The sequence below is a fragment of the Desnuesiella massiliensis genome, from assembly GCF_001403615.1.
GTDB classification, from domain to species: domain Bacteria; phylum Bacillota; class Clostridia; order Clostridiales; family Clostridiaceae; genus Desnuesiella; species Desnuesiella massiliensis.
Genome location: NZ_LN879456.1, coordinates 1,316,763 through 1,332,211, shown reverse-complemented (window position 1 = coordinate 1,332,211; position 15,449 = coordinate 1,316,763). Strand labels below are relative to the sequence as shown.

Annotated in this window: 13 protein-coding genes; 11 read left to right on the top strand and 2 right to left on the bottom strand. The window is 30.4% G+C overall.

Annotated elements, in window-relative coordinates; genetic code table 11:
• Positions 1-10: 10 nt before the first annotated feature.
• Entirely contained in the window at positions 11-2,320 is a 2,310-nt protein-coding gene (locus BN2665_RS17220; protein ID WP_055668307.1) for a glycoside hydrolase family 65 protein, read from the bottom strand.
• Positions 2,321-2,638: 318 nt separating this feature from the next.
• Between BN2665_RS17220 and BN2665_RS17215 the strand changes: the two genes are divergently transcribed.
• The 6 genes from BN2665_RS17215 (at position 2,639) to BN2665_RS17195 (ending at position 8,572) form a co-directional block, all read left to right on the top strand.
• Entirely contained in the window at positions 2,639-3,001 is a 363-nt protein-coding gene (locus tag BN2665_RS17215) for a VOC family protein (RefSeq protein ID WP_055668306.1), read from the top strand.
• Between the two features lie 221 nt (positions 3,002-3,222).
• Complete coding sequence (locus tag BN2665_RS26730; protein WP_055668305.1) at positions 3,223-4,299, top strand: methyltransferase domain-containing protein; 1,077 nt, start codon at positions 3,223-3,225, stop codon at positions 4,297-4,299.
• Between the two features lie 552 nt (positions 4,300-4,851).
• The gene (locus BN2665_RS17205) at positions 4,852-5,886 is read left to right on the top strand and encodes a DUF4365 domain-containing protein (protein WP_055668304.1); all 1,035 of its coding nucleotides are present in this window, start codon (positions 4,852-4,854) and stop codon (positions 5,884-5,886) included.
• Positions 5,887-6,041: 155 nt separating this feature from the next.
• The gene (locus BN2665_RS17200) at positions 6,042-7,118 is read left to right on the top strand and encodes a hypothetical protein (RefSeq protein ID WP_055668303.1); all 1,077 of its coding nucleotides are present in this window, start codon (positions 6,042-6,044) and stop codon (positions 7,116-7,118) included.
• A gap of 241 nt (positions 7,119-7,359) precedes the next feature.
• Positions 7,360-7,554 (top strand): hypothetical protein, encoded by a 195-nt coding sequence (locus BN2665_RS27105; protein ID WP_154674975.1) that lies wholly within the window; start codon positions 7,360-7,362, stop codon positions 7,552-7,554.
• A 772-nt stretch (positions 7,555-8,326) separates the two neighbouring features.
• Complete coding sequence (locus BN2665_RS17195) at positions 8,327-8,572, top strand: hypothetical protein (RefSeq protein ID WP_055668302.1); 246 nt, start codon at positions 8,327-8,329, stop codon at positions 8,570-8,572.
• A 102-nt stretch (positions 8,573-8,674) separates the two neighbouring features.
• Here BN2665_RS17195 and BN2665_RS17190 read toward each other — a convergent pair whose 3' ends face one another.
• Positions 8,675-9,433 carry a TSUP family transporter gene (locus BN2665_RS17190; RefSeq protein ID WP_055668301.1) on the bottom strand — a complete coding sequence of 253 codons (759 nt, stop codon included), beginning with the start codon at positions 9,431-9,433 and terminating at the stop codon, positions 8,675-8,677.
• Between the two features lie 211 nt (positions 9,434-9,644).
• Between BN2665_RS17190 and BN2665_RS17185 the strand changes: the two genes are divergently transcribed.
• The 5 genes from BN2665_RS17185 (at position 9,645) to BN2665_RS17165 (ending at position 15,437) form a co-directional block, all read left to right on the top strand.
• Positions 9,645-10,034 carry an RDD family protein gene (locus BN2665_RS17185; RefSeq protein ID WP_055668300.1) on the top strand — a complete coding sequence of 130 codons (390 nt, stop codon included), beginning with the start codon at positions 9,645-9,647 and terminating at the stop codon, positions 10,032-10,034.
• A 129-nt stretch (positions 10,035-10,163) separates the two neighbouring features.
• Entirely contained in the window at positions 10,164-11,528 is a 1,365-nt protein-coding gene (rlmD, locus tag BN2665_RS17180) for a 23S rRNA (uracil(1939)-C(5))-methyltransferase RlmD (protein ID WP_055668299.1), read from the top strand.
• Between the two features lie 365 nt (positions 11,529-11,893).
• The gene (locus tag BN2665_RS17175) at positions 11,894-13,108 is read left to right on the top strand and encodes a hypothetical protein (RefSeq protein WP_055668298.1); all 1,215 of its coding nucleotides are present in this window, start codon (positions 11,894-11,896) and stop codon (positions 13,106-13,108) included.
• A complete protein-coding gene (locus tag BN2665_RS17170) occupies positions 13,105-13,563 on the top strand; it encodes a hypothetical protein (protein WP_055668297.1) in 459 nt (152 codons plus the stop codon). Before BN2665_RS17175 ends, BN2665_RS17170 begins: the two co-directional genes overlap by 4 nt.
• Entirely contained in the window at positions 13,560-15,437 is a 1,878-nt protein-coding gene (locus BN2665_RS17165) for a DUF3732 domain-containing protein (RefSeq protein WP_055668296.1), read from the top strand. Before BN2665_RS17170 ends, BN2665_RS17165 begins: the two co-directional genes overlap by 4 nt.
• Positions 15,438-15,449: the final 12 nt, after the last annotated feature.

The following is a 15,449-nucleotide window of genomic DNA, read 5'->3' as shown; positions in this document are numbered from 1 at the left end:
TTATTATATTTTACATTGTTTCTACTACTATAGTAGAGCCTGGTTTAACAGTATATTCTTTTTCGTGTATCTTTAATGCAAGTTCAGAACCATTTTCAAGTTCTATGACCACATTAGATTTATCCACTGTAACCTTTAATAAATTCTTTCTAAACATAATCTTAAAGGAGAATTTGCTCCAAGCATCAGGAATAAATGGATTGAAGCATAGAACTCCTTGTCTTACTCTCATGCCGCCAAAGCCATGAACTATGGACATCCATGTTCCAGCCATGCTTGTAATATGAAGTCCGTCCTCTGTGTCATTATTATAGTTATCCAAATCTAACCTTGCTGTTCTTAGGTACATCTCGTAAGCTTTTTCCTGCATACCTATTTTTGCAGCTAATATGGAGTGAACGCAAGGGGAAAGGGAAGACTCATGAACAGTTCTAGGTTCATAGAAGTCAAAGTTTCTCTTTATAGTATCAAAGTCATATCTATCTTCAAAGAAATAAATACCTTGAAGTACATCTGCTTGCTTTATAAAGCAGGAACGGAGAATTCTATCCCAAGACCATTTTTGATTTAAAGGTAAATGTTTTGAATCTAAGTCCTTAACCAGGATTTGCTCTTTATCCATATAGCCATCTTGTTGAAGGAATATGCCTAATTTTTCTTCCACAGGGAAGTACATGTTTTCTATTATATCCTTCCATTTAACGGTTTCTTCTTCATTAAAGTTTAATATTTTAACTAGCTCTTCATATCTCTTAGGCTCATTGTTCTTCAAGTAGTCCATAACCTCTAAGGTATATTCCATAGTCCAGCAAGCTATGGTATTTGTATACCAGTTATTATTTACATTGTTGTCATATTCATTAGGACCAGTGACACCTAGCATTACATATTTACCTTTTGCTTCTGAGAAGTTTACTCTTTGGGCCCAGAATCTAGAAATACCTACTAGAACCTCAAAGCCATATTGTCCTAAATGCGCTATATCTCCAGTATAGTTTACATAATTATATATTGCATGAGCTATGGCACCGTTTCTGTGAATTTCCTCAAAGGTGATTTCCCATTCATTATGGCACTCTTCACCATTCATAGTAACCATTGGGTATAAAGCTGCTCCATTAGTAAAGCCAAGTTTCTCAGCATTTTCTATAGCTTTATCTAATTGTTTATGTCTATATATCAAAAGATTTTTTGATATAACTTCCTCGGCAGTGCTCAAATAAAAAGGTATACAATAAGCTTCTGTATCCCAATAAGTGCTTCCACCGTATTTTTCGCCAGTAAAGCCCTTTGGTCCAATATTAAGTCTTTCGTCTTCTCCAGTATAGGTCTGATTTAATTGGAAGATATTAAATCTTATGGATTGCTGAGCTTTAACATCACCTTCTATAACTATGTCACTCTCATTCCAATGATGATGCCATTTTTCAGCATGAGCCTTTAATAGAGCTTCAAAACCAGCTTCATAAGCAGCATTTACAGCTTCATAGGCTTTAGAAACTAATTCCTCATTGTTATAATATCTATTGCTAGTTATTGATATATACTTATTTAAAGTTACGGTATGTCCCTTTGAGGCTTCTAGAACTACTTTATTTCCTACGAATTTTTCTTTTTCAGTAAGCTCTGGGGTAAGATCTACCTTATTTCCATCCACTAGAATTTCATATTTCATAGCTGAGGTTACATAGAAATCTAGTTTTTTTGTCTTCATAGTTAGGTCTCCAGCATAGGCAGAAACATTTTTGCTTATTTCATCCCAGAATTTTTCATCATAGTTAGAATCCTTATTTTTAATATCGCCATCTAAATAAGGAGATAATTCTATTACGCCGTGGTAATTTTGAGGAGTTACACTATAAGATATAGCACCAATCTCCTTATTTGCTATACTTAGAAATCTTTTTGCTTCTACTTTTGTTTCTCTTCCTTCACCGTCCTCTATAGTAAAGGTTCTCAAAAGATAGCCATCTCTCATGTTTAGAATTCTTGAGAACTGATTTATTTTAACTTTAGCTAAGTCAAGATTTTCTCCGTTAATACTTACTCTTATTCCAATAAAGTTTACCGCATTTAAAACCTTTGCAAAATACTCCGGATAGCCGTTTTTCCACCAGCCTACGCGAGTTTTATCTGGATAGTAAACCCCAGCAATGTAAGTTCCTTTTAGTGTATTTCCGCTAAAATCCTCTTCGAAGTTTCCTCTCATGCCCATGTTGCCATTACCAAGGCTCATAAAGCTTTCATAGACTTCATTTTCTTCGGCATGAAAACCTTCCTCTATGATTTTCCATTCGTCAATGTTAACATAATTTTTCATATATACACACCTCTTCTAAAAAGTAGTTATAATTACTCAAACAATGCAATCGGTTGCACAAAAAGGTAAAAATAATATATTTCATAGTTTTTATGAAATATACACTTTTCTTTTTATATCATTATAATAATAATATACCATTGAATTATAGATGTTGCAATAAAAATATTATATTTCTTAGATGCAAAATTCAGCCAACTTAATAAGTTAGACGCTAGGGATTTTTGATATATTTATGTTGAAGAAAACACTTCTTGAGTTATATATTTTATTGTGTGATAATTATTTAAGATTGCATAAAGAAAAGGAGGTTATACTATGCATATTAAGCATGTGACCATAATGGTCAACAACTTGGAAGAATCTATTGAATTTTATGAGACGATTACAGAACTAACTATTTCCCGCCGCTTTAAAGCAGGACCTGGAGAACTTGCATTTCTGACAAATGGCAACGGAGAAACTGAGATTGAACTTGTCTGCATGCCACAAGGTCAGAAGTTTGAAGGCAAAGGTATGTTCATCTGCTTTGAGACGGATAAACTGGATGAAATGCATAAGCTTGCACAGGACAGAGGTCTTAACCCTTCTGCCATCCAGAACCCTGGCGATGAAACTCGCTATTTCTATGTTTATGACCCAAACGGGGTATCTGTACAGTTACGGGTTTTTCCGAAGTGATTTTCAAAAGCATCCGGCTTACTGTAATATACAGTTAAGTTGATTCGCTTTCTTATTTTATTACGTACTAAAGTCCAGCAAGTTTATTTGCTGGACTTTTTAATATAACATACTATACATGTATATAATGTTATTGCAATAACCTTGCAGGAGTGAAACCAAAAGTGCAAGGAATTTTATTTATTCATCTACTATACTGTTTTTAGAGAGGAGGGATACGTTTGAACTGGTATGAACGAATCAACGAAGCATTTGATTATATTGAAGATCACTTAGACAGCAACATTGATTTAGATAAAGTTGCAAAAATAATGTGTCAATCTACAGTTAGTTTTCAGCGTACATTTTCAGTGTTTATGAATATATCAATATATGATTATATTCGCAGAAGACGTATGACATTGGCTGCTATTGAACTGCAAACAAATTCTATAAAGGTCATCGATGTAGCCTTGAAATATGGTTATGAATCTCCAGAGTCATTTACGTGCGCTTTCAAAGAGATTCACGGGATATCACCATCAGCAGCACGTAAGAAAGGTGTCCAGCTTAATCTATTTCCACGTATCACTTTTCTACTAACAGTAAAAGGAGATATTGAAATAGATTACAAAATGGATAACAACAGTGAGCAAATTGTCAACCTTAAAGGACATAATTGGATGAATATTGACCCATCACCACATCTTAAGCCTGTAGATAATTGCATTTACTTAGCAAATAAATGGAGGGAATCAGGTTATGTTGATCTTTTAGATTTAGGAACAGGACTTGGTCGCCATGCCATTTATTTTTCAAAACAAGGTTTCAATGTAACAGCAATGGATATTTCTGATTATGCTGTTCAATACTTAAAAACATGGGCTGCAAAAGAAAATCAGCTTATAAATGCAGAGGTTGGTGATATGCTATCCCTCAATTACTCCAATCAATCCTTTGACTGTATCTTTGCTTACCATGTTATTTCTCATACCGATTCAATTGGCATGAAAAAAACAATTGCAGAAATTGAAAGGGTGCTCAAACCAAATGGTGAGGTATATTTGTCATTTTGCTCAAAAGAAAGTACAGAATTTATTGAGAATAGATGTAACAAATTAGACAAAAATGCCATTATAAGCCGAGATGGATTTGAAAAAGGTATACCTCATTTCTACGCCGACTTAAATGATATCAAAGAACTCTTAGCAAATTTTAAGATAGAGCTCATAAAGCATACAGAGTATTTCTACAGTGACTTCAACCCGGATAACCATCGAAGAGAAAAATTTTATTATGTTAATGCGATCCTAAAGTGAAGAAAATAAGCATAATTTAAGGAAAACTTAATACACAATATCTTTGTTATCTATACTTCGATGTATAGATATAAGTTAGATGGCTAACTTTAACGTTGGTTATATATCAACAACGAAAAGCTTTCACTTGAAAAATCTTATTCCAAAGTATGGAACTAAGTGATACTATTATATAGTAAGGTTAATTCAGAATTGTAAATTGGGACGACCTAGTAAGAGTTAAAACTGATAAATAGACAAATAGTAATTTGTAGAGTTGATGTAATATAATTTTAGATTTGTTGGACTGCCGAATCCCCCTTTTTTCTTGAACTAAGTTCTGAAAAGACAAGATAAGAGGAAATTACACTATTGAAAGAAAGTGCAATCCTTAAACATCTCATAACAAAAAATTCCCGTGCAGCTTGGCTTGAAAAGACAGCCAAGCTGCACCTGCGAAGCTAAGAAAAGAGCTTTCTATGCTTCTCGGTGTCGAGAATTAGAAACGTTAGGTGAAATGAGAAGGTAACTGACAATTCAAAAGAAAATAACATAATAGGAAGGATGTATAAAATGCCTAAGTGGAAAACAAGCAAGCAAACCGAGAATAAGGGGATTATTAAGCTAAAAGAAATAGTAAATGAAAATAATTGTATTTATAGAGACGTTCCAGGAGAAACAGATACAGGTATAGATGGTTTTATAGAATTTGTTGACTCTGAAAATGTTACTGGCCAAATAGTTGCAGTTCAAGTTAAGACAGGCCAATCTTACTTTAATAAGACAACAGATGAATTTGAACTAGATATTGATGAAGACAAACTTAACTATTGGAAAAACTATATGTTGCCTGTAATTATCTTCTTTTATTTACCAAGCATAAAGCTGGGGGCATGGATACCTATTAAAGAATTTATTGAACATGAAGAATACCACGGTAGAGTACCTATAACGAAAATTAAGGTTTCAGTTAAACGAGAGTTGAATTGTAACAATTTTCCTGACGTGAGAGAGTATACTAAAATGAATTTTGATTATAAATTTTCACTAACATGGTTAGATAAGTGCCTAGATGGAGATGAAAAAGACATATTAGATAACTTTTTAATTTTATCTAATCACCCATACTCGCGAGATAATAAAGTGACTCTATTTATTGCTAGGCATTTAGTACGTCATAATAGCGAAAAATTATTAAAGGAGGTTTTATGGTTATTGGGGTATGGGGCCGGAAGAAGTAGATGGTCATGGAATCCTAATAATAGTAATGAAAGAGATATTATTGACTATGCCTGTGAGATTTGTTCAAGTTTAAATCAAGATGAATTATATAAATTATTATGTATTATAGACGATGAAGGTTTTCATGGGCCCATGGCACTAGGAGAACGTTATCTTGATGTAGTAAGTTGTTGCGTAGATACTGCTTTACCTATGTTATATAGAGTAGCTGAAAATAAAACGGAACCGCTTCAGCGAAGATTAAATGCCTTATATGTATATTATGGATGTGATGATGAAGCCCTAGAAGAAGCATTTGATGAAAAAAGTTATGATAATTCTCTAGATGATTTATTTGAGTTCATTTTCAAAAAAGAAGATATTTAATATTTCACTTCACCTAACAAAAAATTTCCGTTCGTCTTGTCCTGAAAAGATGGACAAGACACACCTGCGACACTAAGCCAAGTCTGGCTAAGTGTCTCGACGTCGGGAATTAGAAACGTTAGACAAAATTTATTACTATGTTTTAGGAGGACAACATGATTTATACATTAGACGCAAGAGATAATATAATATTAAAATTAATAGCTAGTATATCAAAATCAAATAAAGAAATATATGACACAATAAAGTATTCACTTGAAGAAATGAAGATTATTTTAGCCAATAAGAATATCAGCTATGATGACTTGAAAAATACTTTAATTCCAAGGAATGACAGATTGGAGATGCTAGTACTTTTTAACACACAACATATAGAAAGAGCAGACTATGGTTATTATCTATTTGATAGAATTATTCCACGGTTAAACGTTGAATTAAATTGTAGTATCTTATCAGGAGATTTAATTAATATTGGTATTCCTAGCTATAAATTAGTAGAATTGATTGAATCAAGTATCGAAGATGACTCTTTTCCGTATTATCCCGAATATATGTACTTGGCTTATTTTAATAATTTATCTAAAAATCAATATAATACGCTAAAAGAAAATTTAAGTGAAATGGATGAATATGTTACAGCTGCAGACATGACATATTCGTCTGTATTTAAAGATTATTTATCCTTCATAATTGGAACGACATGCATTAAATTCAATAACTATATTATATTGAAACATGAGGACGATAGGGATCCATATGATAATTGCAATTTACGAGGATATCCTTTTGGTAAACATGGATACATTGAAAGAAGTATACCTGAATTATATTATAATATGTTTTTAAGTTACAAGATAGAAAGATCATATATCGGTGCAGATATTGAGGATATTAATTTTTCAATTAATGCAATAAAATATGATTTTGAAAATATTGAGTTGTTTGATATTTTGATTGAAGAGCCTAAACTCAAATATTTAAAAGAGAATAAGACTGGAGTATTAAAAAAATTAGATTTGCTTGAGATAAGTAAAAGTGATTTTCAGAAATTAATTAAGCAAAAAATTATGTCAAATTATTTTTATAATTTAGCATATGATGAAGAACATAATACTACAAAATTTAATATTTCAATTGAAATCATCAATAAGGATTACAAAAAAAACAAAGCGTTATGTTCATTTGAATATATTAGTGAGTCAAAAACACTTAGGTTAATTACGTTTTACTAGATTATCGTAATAACCTTCGTCTAACACAACATTAAAGTTCACTTTGGCTTGAAAAGAGCGCCAAAGCACATCCTTTCATCAAGCCAAGTCTGGCTAAGGTTCAAGGACGTCTTTAATGCGAGAACGTTATGGGCAGACATGATCGTTAATAAAAGAAATGAGGTAAAGAGAATGAGTATATTGGAAAAATTCTTCAGAAAAAAAGGAAAACAAACAAGAAGTAAATAAACATGAAACAACTATGGAGGAAAACAGGCCATCATTGATATTAGGATTCAAATCATTGCCAATATTAAATAGTTATAAGATTAAAGATATAATATCAAATATAGAAAAATTAAATAAAGAAGTCGAAATTACTTTAGATAATGAATTAAATAATGGGGAAACAACTGTCTTCATTTGGATAAAGCTCTTGAAAACATTATTTGGTTAATGTTTTTTTGATAAAGAAAAATTATTAAGTATTCAACAAAATTAGAGGTATGACGATTAAATAGAAAATTAGCAATAAAATAAAGCGTAATATGAGATTTTACTGAGAGTAACGAATATAATATGCACTATTCTGTTTATGCATATTATATATATTTTAACTGAAGAGAGTAGTTATTAGCATAATATGTTATTTTTAGAGCGGATATTTTAATACAAATTTTTAAAATTTGTAACTGAATTCTCATTGGCGATGTTGATAAAATCTAAGGTTATTAACTACCCATTATCCATATAATTGACCATGTTGTAGATATATTTATTGCGCTAATTATGGGCAGTCTAATGAAAGATGTAGCAGCCTGATAAATAGTAATTTATCGTTAAGTTAATTCGCAACTTTCTTTTATTACGAACTAAAGAAGTCATACATATTTAATTGTATATGGGCTTCTTTTAATTTTGTTATAATATCAACACTATTCTTTTACATAGCCTAAAATATATATTATCAGAAAATACAAAATAATATAAAAATTTAAAGGATTTAATGTAAATATATAGAATATATATAATTGAGAATTTAAGATTAAGGCATCGTAAAAAAATAGCTAGTCAAAGATGCGAAGTACATTTTGCGTAAGACAAAGACACGGGTTCCATTAATAGCGGGGCTATTAGTGGGTTCTGTGGACGCGGTATTACGCAAAATAGACGAATAGACTGACTAGATATTTTTTTGGAGATGCCTAAACTAGAGGGGGAGTATTTTTATGAGCAAACTATTTTATTGTGCAAGCTGTAGAAGAGTTTTTGAAGGAGGAGCAAGCTGTATATACTGTGAAGGAAAGGACATAAAAGAATTAGTAAAGAATTCTCCTGTAAATATATTAGGAACTAAATTAAAAGGTAGAATTTTAAAAATGGACAATAATGTGGTGAGGGTTCTGCTTGTAAATGAAAATAAGGAAAGACTTATAAAGGAATATGAAGCTAATCAATTGAAGAAAATAATATAAACTTATACATTAAAAGAGAGAAGAACAAAGTTTAAATAACAAATAAAGATAGTTCTCAAAGGTTAACTTTTGAGAACTATCTTTTATTTGAGCTTTTATTTTCTATAGCATGTTTATAAGCATCTTTATGGCAACGCCTAAGGACATGGTAACAAAGATAGGCTTAATGAGCTTTGATCCCTTTGCTAAGGCTGCTTTAGTCCCAAGCTGTGCACCTACAATCATAAATAAGGCAATGGGAATGCCATATAAGTATTGAATCTTACCTTCAATAGCAAACATCACTAAAGAGGTAATATTGCTTATGAAATTTAAGAACTTAGCATTGCCGCTGGCATTAGTAAAATCAAACTTAAATATATGAATAAGTCCAAAAATTAAAAAGGAACCAGTGCCTGGACCAAAAAAACCATCGTAAAAGCCAATGGAAAAGCCCAGTAAAATACCTAAAGTTATGTTAGTAGGGGTTATTTTTTCAAATTTATTATCTAGCCCAATAGTTTTAGAGAATAGGCTATATATGCCAACAAAAAGAACCATTACCATTACCAAAGGATACAAGAATTGTTGATCTATGAGCAGCACAGTTTTTACACCTAAGGCAGCCCCAACTAAAGTAAAGGGGATTATAAACTTTAAAACTTTGAAGTTTACTTTTCCCGACTTAGCAAATTTTAAAGAACTTGTAAAAGAGGCGGTAGTAGCGGCAAATTTATTAGTGCCTAAAGCATAATGAGGATTAAACCCTGCAATAAGAAAAGCAGGGACACTTATTAATCCACCACCACCTGCAATAGAATCTACAAAGGCAGCTAAAAATCCAGCAATGCAAAGAAAAAATAAATTAGCATAGTTTAACAATTATAACACCATCCCTAATAAGATTTATCTTAACGTTTTATACATCCCTGTTTAATTATATAATAACTAAAGAAACTTTAAATAGGTTTTAATAAATATCTGTGTCAATTTTAATAAATACTTTACATTTTCACCTCCTTAATTAAGTTTACAATGTAACCCATATGTAGTATATTTAAAGTCGTATATTAATTTTTTAGGAGGCATAAGTATGGAAGAAAAAAATAATTTAGATAAGGGTGCACAAGAAGAAGTTTTGGAAGAAGCAGTAGATTCAGTAGAAGAAGATTTAGCTTCACAAGAAAATCTAGCTACGGAAGAAGCAAGTGAAAGCAGAAAAGGAGAAAAGCCTTCATTCCTTCAAAGATTCCAATCCACTTTAATTGATCAAATCTTTGTAGGAGCGTTATCTCTTATTTTATTATACATATTTGATGGCATAATAGGACTTTTAGGATTCCGTGTTAGTGACAAATTAGGAATGTATTTAGTAGCTTATGTTTTACTTTCAATTATATATCCTCCAATAATAGAAAGCACAAAATTTGGCAATACTATTGGAAAGAAAGCCTCAGATATTATTACTGTAAGAATGAAATAATATTATTTTTCATATTATAGGGTTTCAGCTGAACTATTAACTTATCCATCCATAATCACTTAAAGCTGTGATTATGGATGGATAAATTAAGTTTTCAGGCAGAAAGCCTTTAGATAAAGGAGAACACTGATGAAAAAAGGACAATTATGTGAATTAGATATTATAAGCACTGAATTCGGTGGTTATGGTATAGCGGAAGCAGATGGCTTAAAGGTATATGTAAAAGCTGCTTTTCCAGGACAAAAGGTTTTAGGGAGAATATCTAAAAAAAGAAAAGAATATGCAGAAGCTAAAATAACAGAAGTTTTAGAAAAAGCTCCTTATGAAATAGAGGCTCCCTGTGTTCATTTTAAATATTGCGGCGGATGTCAAAGTCAAAATTTACCTTATGAAAAGCAGCTAGAGCTAAAGAAGGAACAGGTATTAAAGCTTTTTGAAGAAGCAGAGCTACCTACAGGAGATTTTTTAGGTATTGAGCATAGCGAAGAGCGGTATGAATATAGAAATAAAATGGAGTTTACCTTTGGGGATTTAGAAAAGGGTGGGGATCTAACCCTAGGAATGCACCTAAAAGGAAGTCCTTTCGGAATAATAACCGTAGATAACTGCATGTTAATAGATGAAGATTATAGAAAAATATTAAAAGAGGTTATAGAATATTTTAATGATAAAAAGTTACCTTACTATAGAATTATGAGCCACCAAGGCTATTTAAGACATCTTGTAATAAGAAAGACTAAAAATATCGCTGAGATAATGGTGAACTTAGTAACCACCTCTCAAATAGATTTTAATCTAGAAGAGTTTTGCGAGCTTATAAAAGGAATAGAATATAAAGGTAAGCTAAAATCCATCATACATACCTTTAATGATTCTCTATCCGATGCAGTAGTACCTGAAAAGGTAGAAGTGCTTTACGGACAGGATTATATAACAGAAGAGCTATTAGGATTGAAATTCAAGATTTCTCCTTTCTCCTTTTTTCAAACCAACTCAAGGGGAGCGGAAAAGCTTTATAGCTTGGTAAGAAACTTCATGGGTGATGCTGATAATAAAACAGTTTTTGACCTATACTGTGGCACAGGAACCATAGGTCAAATTGCAGCCTCTAAAGCTAAAGAAGTTATAGGTGTTGAACTAATAGAAGAAGCTGTAGCAGCAGCTAACGAAAACGCTAAGTTAAACGGTCTAAATAACTGCAGCTTCATAGCTGGAGATGTAGCTAAGGTGATTCAAGAAGTGAAACAAAAGCCAGATATAATAATACTAGACCCACCAAGAACAGGAGTGCATCCTAAGGCATTAGAATATGTGGTTAAATTTGATGCCAAGGATATAATCTACGTATCCTGCAATCCAAAGACCTTGGTGAATGATTTGAAATATCTAACATATCATGGATATGACATTGAAAAGACGGTGTTGATGGATATGTTCCCGAATACGCCGCATGTGGAGTGCGTAGTAGGAATACGTCGCAAGGATTCCTTATAATCATTGAATTTACTCACTTTGCAAGCTTTTATAACTTTAACACAAATGGTGATGATTTTAGAAATAAAGAAGTTATTCAGGGTGTTAGAGTAAGAGTGGGGATTTGATATGGTGAAAGTAGATATGTAATTATAAAAAGTAAGTATGTGATAAGAAAACTATGAAGTAGAAATATTTTTAATTATAACTTCATAGTTTTTTCTTTATAAATATTTTTATAAATGTATTGGAAAGTCTGTTTGTAAATCATATAAGTATTTTACCGTAATTATTGTTATATTATGACTATTAATGTTATAATTATTGTAAATATATCCAAATTAGCAATGATTAGAGTTTATCAATAAAGAGTGAGTGATGATTTCATGAATACAGAGAGAAAAAGATATGATTTAACTTCAGCGGACACAAAAATAATAGGAACTGACTATCAATTTTTCTATTTTATAAATGAGTTATTAAAATTAAAAAAAGGCCAGCAATTAGGATATGAAGTGAAAGATGATGTTCATATTGATTTGTCATGTGGAAAAACTACACTTATACAACTTAAACATACAACACAGAAACAGGCAAATGGAGAAACAATTAACTTGACGGAACTTGATGATGATCTTTTACATACAATAAACAATTGGATACTTGCAATTTGTGATGAAAATGACGGAAGGAAAAGTTATGATTCTCAAAAAAATTATGTAAAAAACACAACATTTGTACTAGCGACCAATAAATTAATTGATAAAAACCCTTTTATTATTAGCATGAAAAAAGCAAATGGTAATAATAGAAATTTTAAAGAATTTATTGTATATTTAGAGAATTTACTTAAAAATTGCAAAGGAGAAAGTTCTAAAGAATGTATTAGCAATATATTATCAATGAATAGAGTTTTATTAAAAGAATTTATTTCATCGATAAAAATAGAGGTACAAGCAGATACTATTGTTAATGATATTAGAGAAAGTATTTCAAATAAGTATATTCGTGATGAGAAAATAAATGATGTTTTTAGTGATATTTTTTTTGAGTTAAAAGTAAGTTTTTTTGATAAGGTAAATAGTGGACAAAAATTTATTGTAACTTATGAGGAGTGGCAACCTAAAGCAATTGCTATTTTTGAAAAATACCAAACAACAAATTTACCTATAAGGGAGTTCCAAAAGCCTTTACCAAGTAAATTACAAGAGCAGCCATTTATACAGGAGTTAATTGAAATTGGGGATATTGATGAAGAAAATATTGAGGAAATGGCTGAATACACAGGTTTTATGCTTGAAGTAGAAATGAATTTTAAGGAATGGTATGATAATGGAGAAATTACTTTACAACAAAAAGAAAAATTCCATGAAATAGCAACAACATATTGGAAAAATAGTCACAAAAAGTGGCATCGTAAAACTATTTCTTCAAATGATATAGATCATGCTATTCAGTGTATAAATGAAATAAGAGATAAAGAATTAAAATTTGATAAAATTGATTTTAATATACAATTAAGCAATGGAGAATTTTATCACCTTTCAAATAATAGAAAAATAGGATGGTTAAAACATTGGGAGGAAAGGTATAAAAGATGAAACAGATAGATACATTTTATAATAATGAGTTACTTACTGGTATTGCTATTTTAGCAGCACTTAAACAAAAAGGAAAAGTAGAAATAAGCAAAGTTTTGCTAATTCATCCTATATTAAGCTATAAAGGAATAGTGGAATTTTTAAAAGATAAACGAACAAAAATCAGGAGTGTAGAAGAATTAATTATTAAGAAGAATATGGCTTTTGCTAATTTTAATAAAAGATATTTAGAAGATCTGGAATTAAGTATAAATGCAATTTTTCTATTTAAAGAATTGGGAATGTTAGATATTATAAATAATGAATTGATATACATAGAGGCTGGTTTTGATTTTAAGAATAAAGTTTTAGGCAAAAGAGCTTTAGATATTATAGATGCAAGTTATAACCTAATAAATGTTCTTGATAAGGAGGAGGCAAGTAATTTATATTTAAGCTTGCGAGTAGAACTATGAAGTTTTGTATAAATAAGATTATTCTTTGGTTAAAAAATGGAGAAAAAAGAGAACTTTTATTTCAAAAGAATAAAGTTAATGTTATTACTGGTAATAGCGATACAGGCAAGTCAACTATATTGGAGATAATTGACTATTGTTTTTTTGGAAGTGAAAGTGGAATTCCTGATGAACATATTGGGGAAAATGTTGATTGGTATGGTTTAAATTTATCAATGAATGAAAAATGTTACACAATTGCTAGAGGTAAGAAAAAAGGCACTCGTTATTCGAATTCTTATTATTTTTCTGGTGTTGGAGTTATACCTGATTTACCCAACGAAAGTATAGGTGAGGATGAACTTAAAGAAACTATAGAAAGAGAGTTTGGAATAAATGACAAAGTTGTATTTCCTTATAACGGGAAAATAATCAAACAAAATACAAAGATATCTTTTCGCTATTTTTGGATGTTTAATACACAGTCAGGAGATGTTATAACTCATAGTCAAACTTATTTTGACAAACAACATAAAGAAAGGTATAGAGAGGCATTACCAAGAATTTTCGATTTAGCTACTGGTATTACTACAATTGAAAATTTATCTTTAGCAGAAAAGATAATGCGATTAGAAAAAGAAATTGTAAAGCTTGAAAAAAAAGAAAAAGAGGAATTGGCTGAAGAGGAAAAGAAAGATGATAAATTATATGAACTTATAAAAAAAGCAAAGGAATTTAAATTAATTCCAATTCAAACAAATAGCTTCAATGAAGATGTTGCAAACCTTTCATTAATTGTAAAAAATAATAAACTTGATTTGGTCGAATTTCCAGAGAATGATTTACTGGAGGAATTGCTAAAAGAACGACAGGAAATAATTTTAAAGATCAGAAAACTTAAAAGTTTTTCAGGCCGATATCGGAAATATAAAAATAAACTTTCAAAGGATGCGGAAAGTTTAAAACCAATAGAATACTTAAAAAAATATATAGATAATATTGAAAATAGTGAATATAAGAAATTTTTAAACATACTGGAAAATGATTACTATCAGATAAAAGAAACGATTAAGACTAAGATGCCATTTGAAATAGATATTGAGAATAAATTAAATAATTTAGAAGAACAATTGAAGAATAAAGAAGAGGAGATTAATAAGTATCCTAAAATAGATTTTAAACCTATAAGTGAAAAAGAAAGATATATAGCATTTGGAGAGATTAAAGCAGAGATCAACAAATTTTCAGAAGGGACATTAATTTCTTCTGGAACTAGAGAAAAAATAAAAGAAAAAACTAAAGAACTAGAACGTGCTAAGAAATCATTCATTCCATTGGAAGAAAGTAGAGCGAATACTATTGAAGCTTTGAATGAGTATATAAATACATATATTCAATCAGCAAAAGATGTATTTGGAACCTATAGTGATTATAAGGCATCATTTGATTATAAAGATAAAAAATTAAATTTAAGAAAAAGCAAATCATCAGAATGTGCTGGACACACAAGTAGTTCAGTAGATTTATTTAGGCATATTTGTCTATTTTTGGGATTGCATGAAATGATAATGAATAAAGATATTGCATATGTTGCACCATTTTTAATTCTTGATCAACCAACTAGACCATACTTTAATAGTTCAAAGAAACTTAATTATCAGGAAAGCAAAAGTAATACTAAGGATAAAGATGATTGGACAAAAGTAAGAAGAATTTTTTTATTACTAGATGAATTCATAAAAAATGTTGTTGAAAATGATAAAGAAATGCAGCTTATAGTTTTAGAACATGTTTCAACAGATGCATGGGAAGATTGTAATTATGTTCATCTAGTGGAAGAATTTGATGGAATAAAAAATGCTTTAATACCACCGAATATTGCTGAGATAAAATAATATGTTAAACAA

What these genes read in the sequence shown, in the direction of transcription:
- BN2665_RS17220 (WP_055668307.1), bottom strand. Translation starts at nt 2,320, where the DNA reads ATGAAAAATTATGTTAACATTGACGAATGGAAAATCATAGAGGAAGGT.
- BN2665_RS17205 (WP_055668304.1), top strand. Translation starts at nt 4,852, where the DNA reads ATGCCTAAGTGGAAAACAAGCAAGCAAACCGAGAATAAGGGGATTATT.
- BN2665_RS17175 (WP_055668298.1), top strand. Translation starts at nt 11,894, where the DNA reads ATGAATACAGAGAGAAAAAGATATGATTTAACTTCAGCGGACACAAAA.
- BN2665_RS17165 (WP_055668296.1), top strand. Translation starts at nt 13,560, where the DNA reads ATGAAGTTTTGTATAAATAAGATTATTCTTTGGTTAAAAAATGGAGAA.
- rlmD (WP_055668299.1), top strand. Translation starts at nt 10,164, where the DNA reads ATGAAAAAAGGACAATTATGTGAATTAGATATTATAAGCACTGAATTC.
- BN2665_RS17200 (WP_055668303.1), top strand. Translation starts at nt 6,042, where the DNA reads ATGATTTATACATTAGACGCAAGAGATAATATAATATTAAAATTAATA.
- BN2665_RS27105 (WP_154674975.1), top strand. Translation starts at nt 7,360, where the DNA reads ATGGAGGAAAACAGGCCATCATTGATATTAGGATTCAAATCATTGCCA.
- BN2665_RS17215 (WP_055668306.1), top strand. Translation starts at nt 2,639, where the DNA reads ATGCATATTAAGCATGTGACCATAATGGTCAACAACTTGGAAGAATCT.
- BN2665_RS17195 (WP_055668302.1), top strand. Translation starts at nt 8,327, where the DNA reads ATGAGCAAACTATTTTATTGTGCAAGCTGTAGAAGAGTTTTTGAAGGA.
- BN2665_RS17185 (WP_055668300.1), top strand. Translation starts at nt 9,645, where the DNA reads ATGGAAGAAAAAAATAATTTAGATAAGGGTGCACAAGAAGAAGTTTTG.
- BN2665_RS17170 (WP_055668297.1), top strand. Translation starts at nt 13,105, where the DNA reads ATGAAACAGATAGATACATTTTATAATAATGAGTTACTTACTGGTATT.